Source organism: Verminephrobacter aporrectodeae subsp. tuberculatae, assembly GCF_026127385.1.
In the GTDB taxonomy this organism is placed as follows: Bacteria; Pseudomonadota; Gammaproteobacteria; order Burkholderiales; family Burkholderiaceae_C; genus Acidovorax; species Acidovorax aporrectodeae.
In genome coordinates, this window is sequence record NZ_QZCX01000001.1 from 58,673 (window position 1) to 78,785 (window position 20,113).

General features: G+C 67.0%; 20 protein-coding genes. 12 read left to right on the top strand and 8 right to left on the bottom strand.

Annotated elements, in window-relative coordinates; all coding sequences use genetic code 11:
• Window positions 1–10 precede the first annotated feature (10 nt).
• The 3 genes from D5041_RS00115 to D5041_RS00125 form a co-directional block, all read right to left on the bottom strand.
• On the bottom strand, window positions 11–826 hold the full coding sequence (locus D5041_RS00115) for a DUF8608 domain-containing protein (protein WP_498063229.1): 816 nt from the start codon (window positions 824–826) through the stop codon (window positions 11–13).
• 148 nt (window positions 827–974) lie between these two features.
• Window positions 975–3,212: a PhoX family protein gene (locus tag D5041_RS00120; RefSeq protein ID WP_265283550.1), complete on the bottom strand. Its 2,238-nt coding sequence runs from the start codon at window positions 3,210–3,212 to the stop codon at window positions 975–977.
• Window positions 3,213–3,357: 145 nt separating this feature from the next.
• Entirely contained in the window at window positions 3,358–4,476 is a 1,119-nt protein-coding gene (locus D5041_RS00125) for a class I SAM-dependent methyltransferase (RefSeq protein WP_029554683.1), read from the bottom strand.
• A gap of 10 nt (window positions 4,477–4,486) precedes the next feature.
• On the opposite strand from D5041_RS00125, the gene D5041_RS00130 reads away from it, so the two are divergent.
• From D5041_RS00130 to D5041_RS00150, 5 genes are read left to right on the top strand one after another with little or no spacing between them, the layout of a single operon-like run.
• Entirely contained in the window at window positions 4,487–5,299 is an 813-nt protein-coding gene (locus tag D5041_RS00130; protein WP_265259450.1) for an SDR family oxidoreductase, read from the top strand.
• A 23-nt stretch (window positions 5,300–5,322) separates the two neighbouring features.
• The gene (locus D5041_RS00135) at window positions 5,323–5,694 is read left to right on the top strand and encodes a dihydroneopterin aldolase (protein WP_265259451.1); all 372 of its coding nucleotides are present in this window, start codon (window positions 5,323–5,325) and stop codon (window positions 5,692–5,694) included.
• A 40-nt stretch (window positions 5,695–5,734) separates the two neighbouring features.
• On the top strand, window positions 5,735–6,667 hold the full coding sequence (ttcA, locus tag D5041_RS00140) for a tRNA 2-thiocytidine(32) synthetase TtcA (RefSeq protein ID WP_265259452.1): 933 nt from the start codon (window positions 5,735–5,737) through the stop codon (window positions 6,665–6,667).
• Between the two features lie 56 nt (window positions 6,668–6,723).
• Window positions 6,724–7,362, top strand: a complete 639-nt coding sequence (locus tag D5041_RS00145; protein ID WP_265259453.1) for a DUF4136 domain-containing protein — start codon at window positions 6,724–6,726, stop codon at window positions 7,360–7,362.
• Window positions 7,363–7,397: 35 nt separating this feature from the next.
• Window positions 7,398–8,045 carry a histidine phosphatase family protein gene (locus D5041_RS00150; protein ID WP_265283551.1) on the top strand — a complete coding sequence of 216 codons (648 nt, stop codon included), beginning with the start codon at window positions 7,398–7,400 and terminating at the stop codon, window positions 8,043–8,045.
• Between the two features lie 29 nt (window positions 8,046–8,074).
• Here the strand turns inward: D5041_RS00150 and D5041_RS00155 are convergent, their stop codons facing one another.
• Together D5041_RS00155 and D5041_RS00160 are read right to left on the bottom strand one after the other, a co-directional pair.
• Window positions 8,075–9,406: an MFS transporter gene (locus D5041_RS00155; protein WP_265283552.1), complete on the bottom strand. Its 1,332-nt coding sequence runs from the start codon at window positions 9,404–9,406 to the stop codon at window positions 8,075–8,077.
• A gap of 105 nt (window positions 9,407–9,511) precedes the next feature.
• Window positions 9,512–10,324 carry an IclR family transcriptional regulator gene (locus tag D5041_RS00160; RefSeq protein ID WP_010106197.1) on the bottom strand — a complete coding sequence of 271 codons (813 nt, stop codon included), beginning with the start codon at window positions 10,322–10,324 and terminating at the stop codon, window positions 9,512–9,514.
• Window positions 10,325–10,458: 134 nt separating this feature from the next.
• Here D5041_RS00160 and D5041_RS00165 point away from each other — a divergent pair, with 134 nt between their 5' ends.
• Genes D5041_RS00165 through D5041_RS00195 form a run of 7 tightly spaced genes read left to right on the top strand, consistent with a single transcriptional unit; the run spans window position 10,459 to window position 17,159 of the window.
• Window positions 10,459–11,532, top strand: a complete 1,074-nt coding sequence (locus D5041_RS00165) for an ABC transporter ATP-binding protein (protein ID WP_265283345.1) — start codon at window positions 10,459–10,461, stop codon at window positions 11,530–11,532.
• Window positions 11,529–12,389: an ABC transporter permease gene (locus D5041_RS00170; RefSeq protein ID WP_265259459.1), complete on the top strand. Its 861-nt coding sequence runs from the start codon at window positions 11,529–11,531 to the stop codon at window positions 12,387–12,389. The genes D5041_RS00165 and D5041_RS00170 overlap by 4 nt, the downstream gene beginning before the upstream one ends.
• Before the next feature lie 8 nt (window positions 12,390–12,397).
• Window positions 12,398–13,192 carry an ABC transporter permease gene (locus D5041_RS00175; RefSeq protein WP_265259460.1) on the top strand — a complete coding sequence of 265 codons (795 nt, stop codon included), beginning with the start codon at window positions 12,398–12,400 and terminating at the stop codon, window positions 13,190–13,192.
• On the top strand, window positions 13,189–13,503 hold the full coding sequence (locus D5041_RS00180) for a (2Fe-2S)-binding protein (protein WP_265283553.1): 315 nt from the start codon (window positions 13,189–13,191) through the stop codon (window positions 13,501–13,503). Before D5041_RS00175 ends, D5041_RS00180 begins: the two co-directional genes overlap by 4 nt.
• On the top strand, window positions 13,500–14,903 hold the full coding sequence (locus D5041_RS00185) for an FAD/NAD(P)-dependent oxidoreductase (RefSeq protein WP_265283554.1): 1,404 nt from the start codon (window positions 13,500–13,502) through the stop codon (window positions 14,901–14,903). The genes D5041_RS00180 and D5041_RS00185 overlap by 4 nt, the downstream gene beginning before the upstream one ends.
• The gene (locus D5041_RS00190) at window positions 14,900–16,078 is read left to right on the top strand and encodes an NAD(P)/FAD-dependent oxidoreductase (protein ID WP_265283555.1); all 1,179 of its coding nucleotides are present in this window, start codon (window positions 14,900–14,902) and stop codon (window positions 16,076–16,078) included. The genes D5041_RS00185 and D5041_RS00190 overlap by 4 nt, the downstream gene beginning before the upstream one ends.
• Before the next feature lie 10 nt (window positions 16,079–16,088).
• Window positions 16,089–17,159: an ABC transporter substrate-binding protein gene (locus D5041_RS00195; RefSeq protein ID WP_265283556.1), complete on the top strand. Its 1,071-nt coding sequence runs from the start codon at window positions 16,089–16,091 to the stop codon at window positions 17,157–17,159.
• Window positions 17,160–17,227: 68 nt separating this feature from the next.
• Here D5041_RS00195 and D5041_RS00200 read toward each other — a convergent pair whose 3' ends face one another.
• The 3 genes from D5041_RS00200 to D5041_RS00210 all read right to left on the bottom strand — a co-directional run bounded on the left by D5041_RS00200 (window position 17,228) and on the right by D5041_RS00210 (window position 20,057).
• On the bottom strand, window positions 17,228–17,743 hold the full coding sequence (locus D5041_RS00200; RefSeq protein WP_265259464.1) for a LeuD/DmdB family oxidoreductase small subunit: 516 nt from the start codon (window positions 17,741–17,743) through the stop codon (window positions 17,228–17,230).
• Between the two features lie 4 nt (window positions 17,744–17,747).
• A complete protein-coding gene (locus tag D5041_RS00205) occupies window positions 17,748–19,010 on the bottom strand; it encodes a 3-isopropylmalate dehydratase large subunit (protein WP_265283557.1) in 1,263 nt (420 codons plus the stop codon).
• A gap of 96 nt (window positions 19,011–19,106) precedes the next feature.
• A complete protein-coding gene (locus tag D5041_RS00210; protein WP_265283558.1) occupies window positions 19,107–20,057 on the bottom strand; it encodes a LysR family transcriptional regulator in 951 nt (316 codons plus the stop codon).
• Between the last annotated feature and the right edge of the window lie 56 nt (window positions 20,058–20,113).

Sequence of the window (20,113 nt, forward strand, 5' to 3'; positions counted from 1 at the left end):
CTGTAAGTTGTTACTTTGTATAGGTTTCAGATTCGCGTAAAAAGGAGCGAGTCGCCTCCCTCTCTCGTGATATTGACTGGGGAGCTTTGTTCTCGTTTATATTGGTAGCCATCGGATGAAGCGAGAATATGCCATCAAGAACGTGTTCCAGAAGTTTGTAGCCATCCAAGACATCGTCACGTTTGATAGGATCACCATGCGTACCGGCATTGCCTATCCATTTTTGTGCCAGCAAAAAACTCTTGTACCCAGCGTGTTCCTTTGGCAGGCGTTCAATGCGCTCGTGTAATGATAGCTTTCGCAATGGTTGCGTCTCAGACGATGGTGATTTGCGAGTATCACGGATCTTGCGGGCTACCTGTAGATGATCCATTAAGGATTCAAGCGCATTCCGAAGTTCATTGATGGCGTTTCCAGGACTCGAAAAAAATACTCTGAAAGAAGCATGAACACAGCCTCGGACACTTTCAGACGTATTTTCCGGAACCACAAACATCATAAGGTGCGGTTGAAAGAAAGTTGGTATCAGTTCTTCCGCCCATCCTGAGTCCGTCCCATTATCCAAATCAGACCATGCATAGTCGAGGCCTTTCCCGACACAGAAGACGACCTCGCCGCACTGTTCCTTCTCACAAGTGAAGTCGGCTCTGAAAGTTCTTTCCACCCTGTCATGATCAGCTTCCGGGTTCGCGAGGTCGGCCTTGGCTTCCGCAGTCTCCTTGTTGACAAGATTGCTCATCGTAAGAAACGAGTCACATCGTGGGCAACGGTACTTCGGGACTGCTTCTTTGCAAAATCGCTCCTTGCTGAATAGTTCTCGGTCCATTTGCACCCTTCATCCTTATTTGGCCTCGCAGCATAGCATTGTCGGCTTCTACGACAGTCCGATAAACCCGTGGATCGCCCCCGAAGCGCTACTGCCACACGAATTGATCGCTCGCCCCGGACCGCCAGCCCCCCCCCCAACCACCCCATCAAGTCCCAATCCGACCCCCATCGTTCTTGGTAATCGCAATGGTCGCCGACCGGGGTCGCTTGCCTGCGCCGTAGCCCACGTTCGAAGGCCACTGGCTCTGGTACTTGGCGGGGTCGGTCAGATTTGCTGCGCCGGTGTCCTCGCCAGGATGCTGGATGTTGACGAAGATCGTCTTGCCGTCCGGCGTTTCGGCCCAGCCGGTGATTTCGCAGCCCTTGGGTCCGACGAGGAAGCGCTTGAGCGTGTCCGCCGTCGCGGGCTTGCCCACGGGGGTGACGATGTCCAGTTTGCTGCCGTCGGTCTTGGTGTAGCTCAGCGTCTTCTTGCCGCCGTCGCCCACCTGGCCGGCAACGGCGGCCAGCAGCATGCAGTTGCTCACGTCGGTGTAGGCGTTGTCGTCGGTTTCGATCCAGCAGATTCCGGTGGCCTTGCTGAAGGCCAGACCGTCGGGGCTGGAGAAGTCCTGATCGTCCGTGAGCGCGGAGAGGTTGATCCGGGTCTTGTCCGCGCCGGCTTCGGCGCCAAACAGGTACACGTCCCAGGCGAAACCCGTTACCGACGCGCCTTCCTTCAGGCGCACCAGGTGGCCGTTCGGGTTGCCCTCCTGCTTGCTCGTGCCCTTCATGTCCGTATACGCCCGGGGGTTGGCCGCGTCGAGCGCGTGCTGGCCGCTGCCCGGGTTGACGCTGCGGTCCTTGTTGTTCGTGAGCGTGAAGTAGACCTCGCCGTTCGCGGGGTTTACGGCGCTCCACTCGGGGCGGTCCATCCGGGTCGCGCCCACGGCGTCCGCTGCCAGGCGGGTATTGATGGCGATGTCCGCCGCGTCGGCAAACCGGTAGCTGGCGTAGCCTGCAATGGTGCTGTTGCCCAGGGCCAGTTCGACCCATGTTCCCGTGCCGTCGGCGTTGAATCGGGCGACGTACAGTTTGCCGTCGTCGAGGTACTTGTTGCCCACGGCCATGCGGTCGGCGGCGTTCGCGTCGGCCGCGCTCCACAGGGCGTTGGAGACGAACTTGTAGATGTACTCGCCGCGCGAGTCGTCGCCCATGTAGACGCTCACCGGCTGGCCCGCGATGACCTTGCCGAAGGCCGCGCTTTCGTGACCGAAGCGGCCCAGCCCGGTGCGCTTTCTGGCCGTGCGGGCCTTGTCGTAGGGGTCGATCTCGACGATGAAGCCCATGCCGTTCATTTCGTTGCGGTAGTCGTCGCGGCCGTCCTCCGAGCTGCCGGTCCTGCTGATGTCCCAGCGCTGGTACTTGTCGTCGGTGCCGCCGGTTTCCCAGCCGTGGCGCGAGGCTGCGCCCTGCTTGCGGCCATACCGGTTCAGCGCCGTGACGCTCTTGTCCTTGCCGCGCGCCGCGTCATCGGTGGCGCTGCGGGTGAAGTAGCCAAACCAGTTTTCTTCCGCCGTGAGGTAGGTGCCCCAGGGCGTCTTGCCCGTGCCGCAGTTGTTCAGCGTTCCGCGGGTCGTGCTGCCCTCGGGCGAATACTTGGTGATCAGCTGCGCACAGCCCCGGGCCGGGCCGGCGATCTCGATGGGGCTCAGCGGTGTGAGGCGGAAATTCAGCGCAGAGCCGGGCGCGTAGGACCATTTGCCGGCCGACTTGGCGATTTCGATCACGGAAATGCCGTGGACGTCGATTTCCTTGTCCACTTCGCCCGCGGCGCGGGGCAGGCTGGAGGCGCCGCCGTCGGCGTGCAGGAAGTACGACGACAGCTTTTCGTTGGTGGTGGCCTCGTGGTTCATGGCCAGCAGGCCGCGCTCGGTGGCGTTGTCGTTGCGCTTGCCGTCGGCTCCGAGGCCGAACCATTCCATGCCGTCGTGGTGGTCGCCGGCGCGCTGGTCGAGGTCGGTGTCCGTGCCGTCGTTCCTGTAGGCAGCCACTCCGGATGCCATGGGGTCGCCAAGCGCAAACAGCACGCTCGCGGTGTAGCCCGCGGGGACGCTCACTCCGTCAGCCAGGCTCTTGGGTACGGCGTCGAAACCCAGCAGCTTGGGCACCTGCGGGTCGCCGTTGCTGTCGCCATTGCCGTTGCCGTCGCCGTTCCCACCGCAGGCGCTCACGCCAAAGCCGCCGAGCATGGCGCTGCCCACCGTGCCCACACCGCCCCGCAGCAGGCCTCGGCGCGACAAACGGGTGCTGAGCACCGAATCAAACGTCGGGTTCGCGGAGTTGTTGGAATCCTCGTTGTTGAAGTCGATCGCCTGCTCGGGCGCGTCCACACGCTGGGTCATGGGGGTTCCTTTGGGTTGTCGTTTGCAAAACCGACAGAGCATAGAAACCGCAGGTGACACGGCCATGAAGTTTTGATGTCGGTTTGATGACGTTCGGGCCGGCGATTCGCGCGCAGCCGGCGCCGCCGCCTGGCCGGGTGCGAACTCAGAGCCGGTGCGTGCGGTCGCCGCGCGCAAAGCCCAGTGGCTCCCACGCAACGCCCGCGCCCAGGGCCAGCACCTTGAACAGTTCGCCCATCTCGTGTTCCATGATCAATGGGGCCGCCCGCGCACGTTCCGCGATCGATGCATGCTGCATTTTCTCTGGCAGGCCGCAGTTGATCAGGAAGTGCGCCTGCGTGGTGTAGCCCAGCACGTGCAGCCCGGCCTGCTGCGCGGCCAGCGCCAGGGCGCTGAAGTTGACGTGCGCGCTGATGTCCTTGTGGCCCACCTGGGTCAGCGGGTCGCCGTCGGCCCGATGCCCGCGGTGGCACATCAGCGTGCCCATATGGCGCTGGGGGTGGTAGTACTCGCTCGCGCCAAAGCCGTAGTCCAGCAGAAAGACCGCGCCGCGCGCGAGCCGGTCGGCCAGCGTGCGGATGAAGGCCTCGGCCTGGGCGTGGATTTCGGTCAGGTAGTCCTGCGGGCCTTCGATCCCGACGGGCGGGCGCAGCCCGGTGGGGCGGTCGGACCAGGCCAGGGCGCCGTCGTCGCCGGACACCACGCCGCGTTCATGCCAGATGCCGCCCCGCTGGCCGCCATGGCGGGCCAGCAGTTGCACCGGCATGGCGTCGAGCAGTTCGTTGCCGAGCACCACGCCGCTGAATTTTTCGGGCAGCGCGTCCATCCAGCGCAGCTTGTGCGCGTGCGCCGCGAGCCGCGTTTGCTGGCGCGCGCGCAGGCTGGCCGACAGGTCCACGATGGTGTAGCGCCGCACCCGCTCGCCCAGCGCATCGAGCAGGTGCAGCGCGAGCGCGCCCGAGCCCGCGCCAAACTCCCAAAGCTCGTGCGTTTGCGTGGCCTCCAGCGCCTGCGCCAGTTGCACGGCCAGCGTCTGGCCAAACAGCGGGGTCAGCTCGGGCGCGGTCACGAAGTCGCTGCCCGACGCGGGCAGGGCGCCGAACTTGGCGCTGTCGTTGGCGTAGTAACCCAGTCCCGGGCTGTACAGGGCCAGCGCCATGAAGCGGTCAAACCCGATCCAGCCGCCCGCCGCGGCAATCGCCGCGCGGATGTGCTCTTGCAAGGGGGTCGCTACACTGTGCCGTTCCTGAATCACGGCGCGCATTCTCCCCCACATGTCGGCCCTGCCCTCCTCGCCCTCTCCGTCCCCCCTGCCCCGGCCCCGCACGGTGCTCGTCACCGGCGCCGCCCGGCGCCTGGGCCGCTGCATTGCGCTGGCGCTCGCGGCCGAGGGCTGGCAGGTGGCGGTGCACTACCGCGCGTCGAAGCACGACGCCATGCAAACCGCGGAGGAATGCGCGGCGCTGGCGCGCACCAGCGCCGCGTTCGCCGCCGATTTTCAGGACGAGGCCGCGGTGCGCGCGCTGCTGCCCCGGGTGATCGGGCACTTCGGCCAGCTCGACGCGGTGGTCAACAGCGCGTCCCTGTTTGAGCACGACGATGCCCGGAGCTTTGGTTTTTCCGCGCTCGAGAGGCACCTGCGCAGCAACGCCGCGGCCCCCGTGATGCTGGCGCAGGCGCTGCACCAGCATCTCGGCGAGCGCGCCGCAGCGGGCGATTGCGCGGCCCGGGGCGTGGTGGTGAATCTGCTGGACCAGAAGCTCTGGAACCAGAACCCCGATTTCATGAGCTACACGCTCTCCAAGGCCGCGCTCGAGGCCGCGGGCACGATGCTGGCGCTGGCGCTGGCGCCGCGCGTGCGCGTGGTCGGCGTGGCCCCGGGCCTGACGCTGGGCAGCCAGCTGCTCAGCGCCGAGCGCTTTGCGCAGTTGCACACGCTGAGCCCGCTCGGCCGCTCCTCCACCCCCGAGGACGTGGCCGCCGCGGTGCGCTTTGCGCTGGAGAACCGCTCGCTGACCGGAACCACGCTGCTGGTCGACGGCGGCCAGCACCTGATGAAATTCGAGCGCGATTTTTCGCTGATGTGAGCGCAGGTGCACGGACCCATTCCATGACCCACGCTGCCGGCACCCGGACCCTCACGCTCAGCGGCCTGCGCTTTGACGCCAACCTGGGAATCCTGGACCACGAAAAAACGGCGCCCCAGCCGATTCAGGTGGACGCCGAGCTGCGCCTGGGCGTGCACCCCCTGGCGCCGCGCGACGACGACATCAGCCATGTGCTGGACTACCGCCGCGTGCGCCAGATCATCATCGACGAATGCACGGCCGAGCACGTGAACCTGCTCGAGAGCCTGATCGGCAAGCTCGCCCAGCGCCTGCTGCAACTGCCCGGCGTGCTCGGCGTGCGCGTGACGATTGCCAAGCTGGAGATTTTTGCCGACTGCGAGGTGGCCATCCGCGTCGAGACCGGGCAGTGGTAGCTGCGGCGGTGGCGCCCACGGGAATGAGACAATCCGGGGCATGAGCACCGTCGCCCGGACCGAAGCCGAAACCATTGCCTCCCCGCGCAGCGCAGTGAAGATCGGGCACGAAACGCACAAGCTCGAAAAGCGCCTGTGCCGCGAGGCCGGGCGGGCCATCACCACCTTCCGCATGATCGAGGAGGGCGACAAGGTCATGGTTTGCATGTCGGGCGGCAAGGACAGCTACACGCTGCTCGACGTCCTGCTCCGGCTCCAGGCGCGCGCGCCGATCCGCTTCGAGCTGGTGGCGGTGAACCTCGACCAGAAGCAACCGGGCTTTCCCGCGCACGTGCTGCCCGAGTACCTGGCCCGTACCGGCGTTCGCTTTCACATTGAGAACGAGGACACCTACGGCATCGTCAAGCGGCTCATCCCCGAGGGCAAGACCACCTGCAGCCTGTGCAGCCGCCTGCGCCGGGGCATTTTGTACCGCGTCGCCGGCGAACTGGGTTGCAGCAAGATTGCGCTGGGCCACCACCGCGACGACATTCTGCAAACCCTGCTGCTCAACATGTTCTTTGGCGGCAAGCTCAAGAGCATGCCGCCCAAGCTGGTGAGCGACGACGGCAGGCACGTGGTGATCCGCCCGCTGGCCTATGTGGCCGAGAAGGACATCGCCCGCTGGGCCACGCACCGCGCCTTTCCCATCATCCCCTGCAATCTGTGCGGCAGCCAGGAGAACCTGCAGCGCAAGCAGGTCGGCGACCTGCTGCGCGACTGGGAAGGGCGCTTCCCGGGCCGCGTGCCGAATATGTTCAACGCCCTGCAGAACGTCGTTGCCTCGCACCTGCTCGACGGCCGCCTCTACGACTTTGAAAACGCCCGGGCCACGGGCGTGGCCAGCGCGGACGGCGACAGGGCGTTCGACCCGGACACGTTCCCGGCGCCCGCCCCGACCCTGCCCGGCATGCAGGTGGTGCAACGGCCTTGAACCATGCAAGGCCCGCGCAACTCCCAGGAGGCTTCCCCCTTTTCAGGAGACTGAGCATGCTGCGCCGATGGATTTCCACCCTGCTCCTGGGCCTTGCCGCTGCGGCACTCGCGGGTTGCAGCAGCACGCGCCTGGTCGATGGCCAAGTAGAGAGTTTCTCGACCCTGACGGCGCTGCCGGCGCCAGCCACCTACCGCATCGAGCGCCTGCCCTCGCAGCAGACGCCCGCGTTCGAGCCGATCGCGGCGCTGGCGGAACGGGCGCTGGCGCGCGTGGGGCTGCAACGCGACGACGCCGCGCCCCGGTTGCTGGTGCAAATCGGCGTCCAGGCGAGCAGCGTCCCGCGCCACGGTCCCTCTGCGCCGTATGCCTTTTATGGCCCGCCCTGGGCGTTTGGCGGCTGGTACGGCCGGCCGCCCGGAGTATTCGGCGGCTGGTACGGCCCGCCGCCCTGGGCATTTGGCGGCTGGGGCATGGGCGGACCCACGCCGCTGTACCGCCGCGCGGTGAGCCTGGTGCTGCGCGACGCGCAAACCCAGGCCGTCGTCTACGAAACCTCGGCCGTGCATGAGAACGTGTGGGTCAGCGACCCGGCCGTCTACGGCGTTCTGTTCGACGCGGCGCTCAACGGCTTTCCCGCGCCGCCCCACGGCAGGCGCCAGCTGCGCCTGCCCCTGCCCCCGCCCGCCCCCTGACGGCGCGCGCCCATCACCCTCGCCCCCTCTCTTGCATGCAAGCCACCCGCATCGTTGCCGTACGCCACGGCGAAACCGCCTGGAACGTGGACACACGCATCCAGGGCCACCTGGACATTCCCCTGAACGACACCGGCCTGTGGCAGGCCGAACGATTGGCGCGCGCGCTCGTGGGCGAGCCGATCGCCGCCATCTACACCAGCGACCTGCAGCGCGCGCGCGCCACGGCGCAGGCCGTGGCCCGCGCCACGGGCGCGCCGCTGAGCACCGAGCCGGGCTTGCGCGAGCGCAGCTTCGGCTGCTTTCAGGGGCGCACCTTTGCGCAGATCGAGGCCGAGCGGCCCGAAGACGCGCGGCGCTGGCGCAGGCGCGACCCGGATTACGCGCCCGAGGGCGGCGAGTCGCTGGCGGCGTTGCGCGCGCGCATCACGCGCATCACGCACGCACTCGCGCAGCAGCACCTGGGTGAGCAGGTGCTGCTGGTGGCGCACGGCGGCGTGCTCGACACGCTGTACCGCCTGGCCACCGGCCAGGAGATCCAGACGCCCCGCACCTGGCAGCTGTCAAACGCGGCGATCAACCGGCTGCTATGGACCCCCGATGGCCTGACCCTGGTCGGCTGGGCGGACACCCGGCATCTGGACGAGGCGGACGAGGCAGCGCGCGACGAGCCCCATTCCTGATTGCGGCCAAGCGGGCCGGTGCATGGACATCACGCCCGGGGTGTCTGGAAAGCGGCGGGGTACAGCCGGGCATAGGCCCCTGCGCTGTCGTCTTCCGAAAGTTTCATCAGCGTTTGCAAATCCGGGACTGCGTAGACCAGGGCGGCGGCGCACACCGTAGCGGTGCCGGTGCACAGCAGCAGGACATGGGGGCCGAGCACTGGCAGCAACGCTGAAATCACCCACATGCCTGGCGCAATGGAGACTGCGACCAGAAAGGATGCAGCGGAAAAAACGCGCGAGCGAAATTCCGGCGGCGTTGCCGTGGCACGCAGCCCCGATCCGTTGGTAAAGAGGTTGAGCATTCCCAGGCCGGCCAGGAACATCCCGACCGACGACAGAACCACGTTGGATGACAAGGCAAGAAAGAAATGCGGGATTGCCGTGCTGGCCAGCCCGATCACGATCGCATTGCGCTTGCCGAAGGTGCGATTCGCCCAGCCGACGACCAAGCATCCACCAACCACCATGCCCAGCGCGAAAAAGAAATCGAACAGGCCGATGAGCGACGGTGGAAGTCGATACACGTGAATCACCAGAAAGGGGATCACGATGCTGAATAGCGCCGGCAGGACGAAATTCACCGCGCAAGTCACAAGGCAAAGATAAAAGTCGGCTCGAAGCCTGACGAATATGCGCAGGCTGCCCACGGTTTGCTGCACCCAAGTGGAGATGAACGCGGCACTCGACAGGGTTTCGCCAGATAACCGAGTGTCTGCGCCATTCCCGACCCCCATCAAAAACAGCCCCGTGAGAAAAAGCAACGATGCACTGCTGAGCACACCTCCATCGGCACCCAGCACGGCCAGTGCGATGCCCGCGAACACCGGGCCGATGACCGACGTGGCGCTGGAGACAGCGCCCCGCAATCCCATGGCTTTGGTCACCCAATGGGTGGGCACGAGGCTTGCCACGGCCGCCAAGGAAACCGGATCGCGTGCCCCCATGCAAGCGCCGAACGCCCCCAGTAGCGCGATGACCGCGATCGGCGAGTCGTGGCCCTCGATCATCATCACGGAGAGGGTGCCCCCGACAATCGCCTGTATGAGGAATGTGCACATCACCACCCGCAAGGGCCCATAGCGGTCCCCCAACCAGCCGACGCACAGGCGAAACGCAATCTGGAAAGAGCCCATGACAGCCATGGCGATGCCAAACGTCGCCGCATCGCTCGCCTGCTTGAGCATTTTCCAAACGAAACAGAGGCGGAAGGTTTCGCCAGCCAGTGCGGCGAGAATCAATGCCAGGTTGAAGCGTGCGAACGCCGTCGTCAAAGTCACTGCGGCATACTGCGCGCGGCATCTTTGAATGAAGATCGCCAAGTAATTTCGCATTTTCTCCTCTGATTATTTGAGGATTTACTTTCGCCGGTTTTGGTAGTCATTCGGACAAGACTCCGGCACGGCAGGCGATCCCCACGGAGCGCTTCACGCACCCGACAGGCCTTGCGCAGGCCTGCGCAGCGTGGCATCGAACGGGTTGATGCGGGGCCCCAGCGCGGCGGCTTCGCGTTTGAGCAGTTGTACCACCGTGGGCATGCGATCGGCGTTGAGCCGCTCGACAACGGTGCCCACGCTCAGCGCCGCCACGGCGCGGCCCTCGCGGTCGCAAATGGGCACGGCCACGCCCGCCATGCCTTCGAGCAAACCCGTGTTGCGATCCGCGTGCCCCAACTGCCGCACCCGCTCGATCCCGGTGCGCAGGCAGACCTCGTCGTACACGCCGTACTCCCGCACGCGCGGCAGGTTGAAGCGGATGACTTCTTCGCGCTCGGCCTCTGGCAAGAAAGCCAGAATCGCCAACGCCCCCTGCCCCACGCCCAACGCCACGCGTCCGCCAATGTCGCCGGTGAACGATCGGATGGGAAAAGCCCCTTCGCTACGGTCCAGGCAAACCGCATCAAACCCGCTGCGCACCAGCAAGAAAATGCTGTCGCCCAGGCTCGCGCACAGGCGCAGCAGCACCGGGCGGCACAGGCTGCGTAAATCACCCGGATTGCCCGCCCTGGCGGCCAGCGCAAGGAAATCCACGCTCAGCCGGTACCGCTTGCTGCGCCCGTCCTGCTCCACCATGCCCTCCGCGAGCAGCGACTGCACCAAACGGTGCGTGGCGCCCTGCGTCAGGCCCGCCGCACGCGCCAATTGGGTGACCCGTCCCCCTTCGGCCGGCACCGCCACCAGCGCCCGGATGAGTGCAAAAACCCGGGGAACCCCGCCGGTGGCTGTGCTTGCTGCGTCCATGCCTCACTCCGTGGAATAAATTGCTCGAATATCTTGAATGTTATTCCATTGACCGGAATGAATTGAACGAAACTTCTGATTAATGGAATACCCGGTGCAGTCTGGCCTGTTTATTGCCATAGAGTGAATCAAGCATGTCCTTCCTCGAACTCACCGACGTAACCAAGTTCTACGGCAACACCTGTGCGGTGTCGGCCATGAACCTCACGGTGGAAAAAGGGGAATTCGTCTCCTTGCTCGGGCCTTCGGGCTGCGGCAAGACCACCACGCTGCAAATGGTGGCTGGCTTCGAGGCCGTGACCAGCGGGCGCATCACTCTCGACGGCCGCGACATCACCCATGCCAAGGCCAACGTGCGCGGCCTGGGCATCGTGTTTCAGAGCTACGCGCTCTTTGCGCACATGACGGTGGCCGGCAACGTGGGCTTTGGTCTGGAAATGCGCAAGCTGCCCAAGACCGAGCAGCGTGAGCGCGTGGCCCAGGCCCTGGCTCTGGTGCACCTGGAGCAGCACGCCAGCCGCTACCCACGCGAGCTCTCCGGTGGCCAGCGCCAGCGTGTGGCGCTGGCACGCGCCCTGGTGATCGAGCCGCCCGTGCTGCTGCTCGACGAGCCTCTGTCCAACCTCGATGCCCAGCTGCGCGAAGAAATGCAGTTCGAATTGCGCCAGATCCAGCGCAGGGTGGGCGCCACCACGGTGATGGTCACGCACGACCAGAGCGAAGCCATGTCCATCAGCGACCGCGTGGTGGTGATGGAGGCCGGCCGTGCCATGCAGACCGGCCACCCGCACCGCGTGTACGAGCACCCGGAAACGCGTTTCATTTCCACCTTCGTGGGCAAGACCAATCTGCTGCCCGGCACCGTCACGGCCAGCGGCGCGCGCACGCACGTGGCGCTGGGCCCGCTCGCTGTGCAAGTGGATGGCCCGCGCTTTCTTCCGGGTACCGCGGTGCTGCTGAGCCTGCGTCCCGAAAAGCTGCACTGCGTGCCCGCTGGACGGATCGATGGCCAGGTGCGCGAACGCTTCTTCCTGGGCAGCCAGTGGCTCTACCGTGTGGGCACTGCCGTGGGCGACCTGATGGTGCTGGCCCCCAACGACGGCCGTGACGCACTGAGCGAGGGCGAGCGCACCGGCGTGGACTGGCCCGACCACTGCATGCGCCTGCTGCCGGCCGACGAGACCGCCGGGGCCGAGGCGTTGCCATGACCCTGCTGCACGCAAGGGCCGTTCCCTGGTGGCTGTCCGGCCCCGCGCTGGCGATGTTCAGCGCGCTGTTGCTGGTGCCGCTGGGGCTTACGGCCGTGCTGTCGTTCAACGGGTTCGACCCGGCCACCGGCGTCCAGGCCGGGGAATTCACGCTCGCGCACTACAGGCAGGTGTTTACCGACCCGTACTACCACGCCATCTTCTGGCGCACCTTCTGGATTGCCGGACTGGTCACGCTGCTCTGCGTTGCCATCGGCGCGCCCGAGGCCTATGTGATCAGCCGCATGCGCACTCCCTGGCGCTCCATCTTGCTGCTGGTGGTGCTGGCGCCGCTGCTGGTGTCGGTGGTGGTGCGGGCCTTTGGCTGGAGCATGCTGCTGGGCCCCGAGGGGCTGGTGAACGGCGCGCTGCGGCGCATCGGCGTCGGGCCCGTAAAAATGCTCTACACCGAAATCGCCGTGGTCGTGGCCCTGGTGCACGTGCTGCTGCCGTTCATGGTGATCCCGGTGTGGACCTCGCTGCAAAAGCTCGACCCCGGGGTGGAGAATGCCGCCCTGTCGCTGCAGGCCACGCCCTTGATCACGCTGCGCCGCATCGTGCTGCCGCAGGTGCTGCCGGGCATTTTGTCGGGCAGTCTCATCGTGTTTGGCCTGGCTGCCAGCTCCTTTGCCATCCCCGGCCTGCTGGGCGGACGGCGCCTGAAGATGGTGGCCACCGTGGTGTACGACGAATACCTGCACGCGCTGAACTGGCCGCTGGGCGCAGCCATCGGGCTCACCCTGCTGGCGGCGAATCTGGCCGTGATGCTCAGCTACCACCGGCTGGTGGAAGGCCATTACAGGAAAGCACTGGGGTGAGCGCCGGCATGCAAAAGAACGGACCCATCGCCCTGGCGTTCAACGCCCTCGTCATCGGCTTCATGCTGGCGCCGCTGCTGGTGGTGTGCGCGGTGGCGTTCACGCCCCACGACACGCTCACGCTGCCCGGCACCGCGCTTTCGCTGCGCTGGTTCAAGGCGGTGTTCGAGCACCCGGATTTCGTGCAGTCATTCTGGAACAGTCTGTGGCTGGCCCTGGCATCGGCCACGCTGGCCACGGCGCTGGCCGTGCCCGCAGGCATTGCCCTCACGCGCTACGCATTTGCCGGGCGGGGCTTGCTCAACGGGCTGTTCCTGTCGCCACTGATCATTCCGCACCTGATCCTGGGCGTGGCCCTGCTGCGTCTGTTCACGCTCATCGGCGGCACGGGCAGCTTCGGCTGGCTGGTGGCAGCGCACGCGCTCATCGTCACGCCGTACACGCTGCGCTTGGTGGTGGCGGCGTTGGTCGGGTTCGAGCGCAGCGCCGAGCACGCGGCCCTGTCGCTGGGCGCGAGTCAGGCCACGGTGTTCACGCGCATCACGCTGCCCATGATCCTGCCCGGGGTCACGGGCGGGTGGCTGCTGGCCTTCATCAACAGTTTCGACGAAGTCACCCTGTCGATCTTCGTCACCTCGCCCAGCACGGTGACGCTGCCGGTGCGCATGTACATGCACGCCGTCGAGTCGATCGACCCGCTGATGGCCGCCGTCTCGGCGCTGATGGTGGCGCTGACGGCCTGCGCCATGGTGCTGCTCGACCGCGTGTACGGCCTGGACCGCGTGCTGGTGGGACGCACATGAGGGCTTCCACCCCATCCCCCGCCCATCCCCTGCTGCACCGCGTGGCGGAGCGCGCGCGCCGGGCCGTGCCCTTCACGCTGGACGGCGCGCCCGCCACCGCCCTCGAAGGCGACACGGTGCTGACCGCGATCCTCACGCACGGCGCCCAGCTCCGCCGCAATGAATTCAGCGGCGAGCCCCGTGCCGGGTTTTGCATGATGGGCGCCTGCCAGGATTGCTGGGTACAGACCGACAGCGGCGAGCGGCTGCGCGCCTGCACCACCTTCGTTGCGCCCGGCATGGCCCTGCGCACGGACGCGGGGGGTGCATGACATCGACGCCGCCGCCCTTGCAACCCGTGGTCGTGGGCGCCGGCCCGGCAGGTATCCGCGCGGCGCAGGCATTGGCCGCCCATGGTCTGCGGCCCATGCTGATCGACGAGGCCGCGCGCGGCGGCGGGCAGATCTACCGGCGTGCGCCAGCGCCATTCCAGCGCCCACCCCGGGCGCTGTATGGTGCCAAGGCAGCGCGCGCGACGGCCTTGCACGACACGCTCGACGCCCTGCAAACGCGGATCGACTACCGGCCCGACAGCCTGGTGTGGAACGCCCAGGGCGGCTGGCTCGACACGCTGCACGCTCCCACACAGACCATGCGCACCGTGCCCTACGGCCAACTCATCGTGGCCAGTGGCGCCACCGACCGCGTGCTGCCCATTCCAGGTTGGACGCTGCCCGGCGTGTACACGCTGGGCGGCGCCCAGGTGGCGCTCAAATTCCAGGGCTGCAGCATTGGCCGAAACGTGGTGCTGATGGGCACCGGCCCCCTGCTCTATTTGGTGGCCTGCGAGTACGCGCGCGCAGGCGCGAAGGTGACTGCCGTGCTCGACAGCGCGCGCTTTGCGGACCACCTGGCCGCCGTGCCCGCCATGCTGGCCCAGCCCGCCACGCTGGCCAGGGGCGCGTACCACATGGGCTGGCTGCGCGCGCATGGCGTGCCCATGCACACCGGCGTCCGCCCTGTGCGCGTGCTGGGCGATGCCCGCGTGCGCGGCGTGGTGTGGCGTGCCGGAACGCAGGAACACACGCTGGCCTGCGACGCCATCGGCCTTGGCTACGCGCTGCGCCCGGAAACCCAACTGGCCGACCTGCTGGGCTGCCGCTTTGCCTGGGACCCCATGCACCGCGCCCACCTGCCCGAACACGATGCGGCGGGCCGCACCAGTACGCCCGGCGTGTACCTGGCCGGTGACGGCGCAGCCATCCTGGGCGCCGACGCGGCCGAGTGGGCGGGCGAACGCGCGGCCCTTGCGTTGCTCGCCGACCATGGTGTGAGCACGGACATGGCGCGGGCGCGGACGCTGGAGCGCCAGCTGCGGCAGTTGCACGGCTTTCGCCAGGGGCTGGAGCGCGCCTTCCCCTTCCCCGCCGACTGGGCCTCGCACGCGTCCGACGCACTGGTACTGTGCCGCTGCGAAAACGTCCACGTCGGCGCACTGCGTGCCTGCGCACGCGATGCGGGGGTCGACGAGATGAACCGCCTCAAGGCGCTGACCCGCGTCGGCATGGGCCGCTGCCAGGGCCGCATGTGCGCCGTCGCGGCCGCCGAGATCCTGGCCCAGGCCAGCGGCAAATCCGTGGACCAGGTGGGCCGCCTGCGCGGGCAGGCGCCCGTCAAGCCCATCCCGATCCATGCGCAGACACGGCACGGCGCCGCGCCTGGAGCCGCATGAGCCACCGCCTGATCCGCACCGACGTGGCCATCGTGGGCGGCGGCATCGTGGGCGCGTCCGCCGCGCTGGCCCTGCGCCGCAAGGGCATGGACGTGGCGTTGCTGGAGCGGGACCTGTGCGGCTCACGCTCCAGCGGCGTGAACTACGGCGGCGTGCGCCGCCAGGGCCGTCCCCTGAGCCAGTTGCCGCTGGCGCAGCGCGCGCATCAGATCTGGGCCAGGCTCCCCACGCTGATTGGCACCGATGGTGAATACCTGCGCAGCGGCCATTTCAAGATCGCCCGCAGCCCAGCGGATTGGCACGCGCTGGAGAACTACCGCGCCATGAGCCGCGACTTTGACTTGGGGATCGAACTGCTCTCAGGCACGCGCCTGCGCGAGCGCTGCCCCTGGCTCGGTGCGCGCGCGGTCGGTGGATCGCTCTGCCCGGAAGATGGACAAGCCAACCCGCGCCTGGTCGCGCCCGCATTTGCCTGGGCCGCACAGCGTGCCGGAGCGCAGATTCTCGAGCGCACGCCGCTCGACGAAGTCATGCACGACGGCCAGCGGTTCACGCTGCGCTCAGGCACCCATCTGCAGGTACACGCGCCGGTGCTGCTCAACTGCGCCGGCGCCTGGGCTGGAGCACTGGCTGCGCAATTCGGCGAGGCCGTGCCCCTGCGCTCCGCCCACCCGGCCATGGCCGTCACCGAGCCCCTGCCCATGTTCATGCCGTGGAGCCTGGGGGTGGAAGGTGGCAGCATCTACTGCCGCCAGGTGGCGCGCGGCAACCTGGTCCTGGGCGGGGGCTCGGGCATCGCGCTCACCGCCGACTGCGCGCGCGCGCAACGCCACGCCATCGCAGCGCTGGCCGTACAGGCGCTGGAACTGCTGCCAGCCCTCAAAAATGCACACCTCATCCGCACCTGGAGCGGCACGGAGGGCTACCTGCCCGACCGCCAGCCCGTGCTGTGCAAGAGCCGCACCACGCCCGGCCTCGTCCATGGCTTCGGTTTTTCGGGGGCCGGCTTTCAGCTTGGTCCCGCCGTGGGCGAAGTGCTCGCCGAACTGGCGCATGAAGGACACAGCAGCACGCCCCTCGATGCATTCGACCTGGCGCGCTTTGCCTCCCCGGTGCCCGGTCGTGTTCTGCCCCGCGGCGCACTGACCGAATCCTTGCCCTCCACCCCTGCCTGAAAGGACCGTCATGCGCTTCGCTTTCCGCCCGCCTGCCACGCCACTGCGCCGCAAACTCCTGGCCACCGCCGCCCTCGCCGCAATGCTCCCCGGCGGCACCGGTGCGCAGACCAGGACGCTCTACGTCGGCATGAATGGCGGCATCATGGAGAAAACGTACACGCACCATGTGTTCCCGGTCTTCGAAAAACTGCACGCAGTGAAAGTGGTGGTGGTGCCGGGCACCTCGTCCGATATCCTGGCCAAGGCCCAGGCGAACAAGGACAGGCCGCAGCTGCACGTGATGCTCCTGGACGACGGCGTGATGATGCGCGCCATCAGCCTGGGCCTGTGCGAGAAACAGCGGCCCAACCCGCACCTGAACGACATCTACCCCACGGCCCGCTTCCGGGACGACATGGCCAGCGGCGTCGGCCTGGGCATGACGGGCATCGCCTACAACACCCGGATGTTCGCCGAAAAAGGCTGGGCGGCCCCCAGCTCGTGGATGGACTTTGCCGACCCCAAGTACAAGGGCAAGGTGGTCTTTCAGTCCATCCCCTCGTCATCGTTCGGGCTGCATGGCTTCATGATGTTCAACCGCATCCAGGGCGGCAATGAGAGGAACGTGGAGCCTGGTTTCAACGCCTGGGCGAAGACCATCGGCCCGAATGTGCTGGAGTACATCCCCAGCTCCGCCAAAATCTCCGAGATGGTGCAGACCGGCGAAGCCGCTCTGTTCCCCCTGACGCCCACCGCCGCAGCGGTGCTCAAGACCAAGGGCATCCCGGTGGAATACGTACAGCCCAGGGAAGGCTCGGTGGTGCTCATGATCGGCCAGTGCGTGATCGCCAAGAACAGCGCGCCCGAGTTGGCACAGAAACTGACCGAGTTCCTGCTGAGCCCGCAGGCCCAGGCGAATGTGCTGCAGTTTGGCGCGCAGATTCCCACCAACCCCAAGGCACCGGCCGTGGGCGAGGGCGCCGCGCAGGTGGCGCAAATCAAGCAGTGGCTGAAGAACGCCGTGACCCTGGACTGGGACAGCGTGAACGCCAACCGCCCCGCGTGGAACGCACGCTGGAACAAGACCATCGAGCGCTGACGACGGCCTGCGGCGCAGCCAGGGCTTTGACTCACCTGCCGTGCCGTCGCACCGGGGAACGGGCAGGGTCAGGCGCCAAAGCCGCGGCGCGCGCGCAGATAGGCAACGAGTCCGCCTGCGCCCAGCATGTCGAGCATGAAAGGCGCAATCGGAGGATCGCAGGGGACGTCGGCGCCCGACGCCGTCCGCAGCCAGAGCCCGCCGGACGCGTCGAGCGCCAGCCGCACGCGGTCGCCTTCGGCGATGCCTTCGGTGTCGGCGATCACCGCGAGCAGGCCGTTATTCATCGCATTGCGCAGGTAGGTGCGCGCAAAACCCTGCGCGACGACGGCGCGGATGCCGGCCGCCAGGGGGACCGTGACGGCCACCTCCATCGCCGAGCCGCAACCGAAGTTGCGGCCCGCCACGATCACGTCGCCAGCACGCATGGGGGCCGCAAGGGACGGGACGAGGTCTTCGAGCAGGTACTGGCGCAGTACCTGCGGATCGATCGTCTCCCTCTTGCGCCGCGACGAGATGATGGCGTCGGTACTCACATCGTTGCCGAGCACACGGGCGCGACCTTCGAGGGGAAACAGGGTCACCGGCTCACTCCCACACCGTGCCGGCGCAGAGCACGCCGGTTGCAGCCATCGTCGCGCACGCGCGGGGCGAAGCCAGAAAAATCGACGCCGCGGCATTGCCCATCCGCCCCTTGAAGTTGCGGTTCGCCGTCGAAGCCACGTTCTGTCCGTTGGACGGCACGGTCCCGCAGGTGCCGCAGCAGGATCCGCAACCCGGGGGGCGCAGTTCTGCCCCCAGAGAGACGAAGGCATCGAGCATGCCGCTGCGCTCGAGTTCGCGCCGCACCGACTCCGAAGCCGGCGCAAGAACCAGGCGCACGCCGGGCGCAATGCGGCCGTAGCGCTGCAACGCGTCGAGCGCCTCGCGGTAGTCTTTGACGCGGCCACCGGTGCAGGTGCCCAAGTACACCATATCGATCGGCGTCGGCGGGGCATCCTGCAAATCAATCACATTGTCGACCCGGTGCGGCAACGCGATCTGCGGCACCACGCTGGCCAGGTCGAGGTGCATCGTGTCGGCGTAGTGCGCATCGGCATCGGCGTGCTCCGGCTCCGGCCGCCCGCCAAAGACCGCTGACAGCCATTGCTGCGTGGTGCCGTCGAACGGAAAGATGCCGGCCTTGGCACCGAGTTCGACCGCCATGTTGGCCAGCACGATGCGGTCGTCCATGTCGAGCGTGGCCACGCCCGGCCCCTGAAACTCCAGTACGCGGTAGTTGGCGCCATCGGAGCCCATGCGGCGAGCCAGCGTCAGTGCGATGTCCTTGGCGCAAACGCCCGGCGCCAAGTTCCCCGAAACCACCACGCGCATCGACTCGGGCACCTTGAGCCAGAGTTGGCCGCACAACATGATCCCCGCGAGGTCCGACGAGCCGATGCCGGTCGCAAACGCGTTCGCCGCGCCGTAGGACGTGGCGTGCGAGTCGGCGCCGACCATCAAGCGCCCGGGCCGCGCCGCACCCGATTCCAGGATGCACTGGTGCCCGATGCCTTCGCCGACCTCAACGACCGCAATGCCGTGGACTTGCGCAAAGCGGCGCGCCCGCTGCTGAAGCGCCTGGGCCCCCGCGCCAGATGTGGCGTCGTAGTGGTCGAATGCGAACACGAGCGTGGAGGGCGAGAACGGGGCCGCGCCCGGCAGCATCTGGTCCAGGCAGTCGAGCGCCATCGGGATGGAGCCATCGGTCCCCATCGCCAGATCCGGTGTGCAGATGGCAATATCGCCGGCGCGCACCGCCCTGCGCGCGGCCCGCGACAGGATCTTTTCCGCGATCGTGAGTCCGTTCATCTTCTGATGTTCCATTGCCGGTGCCGGTGCCGAAAGGTAGTGGATTCCCGGTGGGAATAAAAGCGATTTGATGGAACGGGACCACCTGAACTTTATTCAGGGTTTCGGTCGCCCGCGTTGGCTCGCGCGCAAGCGGCCTGCGAGCGCGAGCTCGGCTGGTTTCGCGAAATCGCAGACGCGCACGCAGATTTGCGCAAAGCGCTCGCTGAAGCCGGCCGCCTCGTCGTTGGCGCGGAAGATGCCGTAGTAAGGAACCGGCGGCGGGGCTTGCTTCAGCGCAATTTCCTGCAACTGGCCGCGTTCGATCAGATCGCGAAAGTACAGCGCCGGCAAATAGCTGACGCCAATGCCTGAGGTGGTGAGCGAAGCGAGCGACACCAGGCTATTGCCGGCGTAGATCTTGCGCAGCACCACACGCTTCTTCTGGAACCACTGGTCGTATACCGCGTCAACGCCCGATTTGCCGGCCTGCGCCAGCACCGGGTACTGCGCCAGCTGTGCCAGCGACAACACCCGTCCGGCGGGCACCAGGCCCGGCCGACAGACCCACACAAGTTCCAAGTCGTTCAACGCCACCGCACGCGTCGTGGCCTCGTGGAACACCGGGGGAACGATGGCGAAATCGATGGCTCCGGCAGAGAGCTTTGCGCACAGCACCAGGCTCAGGTCCACCTCGGGTTCGAGCGACACGCCGGGGTATTCCCGCTGGAACGCCGCCACCAGCCTTGGCAGCCAAGTGAGCGCCACGAGTTCGGTCACGCCGACGCGAAAGCGGCGTATGGCGAGCTCCGCCTTGCCCATGCGGTCGAACAGCTGGTTGCGCAGATCGAGGATGGCGCGCGCGGTCTCGACGACCTCTTCGCCGCACCGCGTGAGCCGCGCGCTGCGCAGCGTGCGGTCGAACAATGGCACGCCGAACACGCCTTCGAGCTCGGTGATGCGTTTGGAGATGGCCGATTCGCTTGCGTGGAGCTTTTCCGCGGTCGCAGCGAAGGTGCCAAGCTGCGACGCCCAGTAGATCGCCTCAAGTTGCTTGAAGCTCAGCATGCCCCCACCCCTTGCGCGCAGGAGCAGACTCTGAATCCGGTTCGTTCCATGGGGCG

Bases quoted from the DNA above. Each gene is read 5' to 3' on its own strand.
- D5041_RS00115 (WP_498063229.1), bottom strand. From the start codon at position 826: ATGGACCGAGAACTATTCAGCAAGGAGCGATTTTGCAAAGAAGCAGTC.
- D5041_RS00120 (WP_265283550.1), bottom strand. From the start codon at position 3,212: ATGACCCAGCGTGTGGACGCGCCCGAGCAGGCGATCGACTTCAACAAC.
- D5041_RS00125 (WP_029554683.1), bottom strand. From the start codon at position 4,476: ATGCGCGCCGTGATTCAGGAACGGCACAGTGTAGCGACCCCCTTGCAA.
- D5041_RS00130 (WP_265259450.1), top strand. From the start codon at position 4,487: ATGTCGGCCCTGCCCTCCTCGCCCTCTCCGTCCCCCCTGCCCCGGCCC.
- D5041_RS00135 (WP_265259451.1), top strand. From the start codon at position 5,323: ATGACCCACGCTGCCGGCACCCGGACCCTCACGCTCAGCGGCCTGCGC.
- ttcA (WP_265259452.1), top strand. From the start codon at position 5,735: ATGAGCACCGTCGCCCGGACCGAAGCCGAAACCATTGCCTCCCCGCGC.
- D5041_RS00145 (WP_265259453.1), top strand. From the start codon at position 6,724: ATGCTGCGCCGATGGATTTCCACCCTGCTCCTGGGCCTTGCCGCTGCG.
- D5041_RS00150 (WP_265283551.1), top strand. From the start codon at position 7,398: ATGCAAGCCACCCGCATCGTTGCCGTACGCCACGGCGAAACCGCCTGG.
- D5041_RS00160 (WP_010106197.1), bottom strand. From the start codon at position 10,324: ATGGACGCAGCAAGCACAGCCACCGGCGGGGTTCCCCGGGTTTTTGCA.
- D5041_RS00165 (WP_265283345.1), top strand. From the start codon at position 10,459: ATGTCCTTCCTCGAACTCACCGACGTAACCAAGTTCTACGGCAACACC.
- D5041_RS00170 (WP_265259459.1), top strand. From the start codon at position 11,529: ATGACCCTGCTGCACGCAAGGGCCGTTCCCTGGTGGCTGTCCGGCCCC.
- D5041_RS00175 (WP_265259460.1), top strand. From the start codon at position 12,398: ATGCAAAAGAACGGACCCATCGCCCTGGCGTTCAACGCCCTCGTCATC.
- D5041_RS00180 (WP_265283553.1), top strand. From the start codon at position 13,189: ATGAGGGCTTCCACCCCATCCCCCGCCCATCCCCTGCTGCACCGCGTG.
- D5041_RS00185 (WP_265283554.1), top strand. From the start codon at position 13,500: ATGACATCGACGCCGCCGCCCTTGCAACCCGTGGTCGTGGGCGCCGGC.
- D5041_RS00190 (WP_265283555.1), top strand. From the start codon at position 14,900: ATGAGCCACCGCCTGATCCGCACCGACGTGGCCATCGTGGGCGGCGGC.
- D5041_RS00195 (WP_265283556.1), top strand. From the start codon at position 16,089: ATGCGCTTCGCTTTCCGCCCGCCTGCCACGCCACTGCGCCGCAAACTC.
- D5041_RS00205 (WP_265283557.1), bottom strand. From the start codon at position 19,010: ATGAACGGACTCACGATCGCGGAAAAGATCCTGTCGCGGGCCGCGCGC.
- D5041_RS00210 (WP_265283558.1), bottom strand. From the start codon at position 20,057: ATGCTGAGCTTCAAGCAACTTGAGGCGATCTACTGGGCGTCGCAGCTT.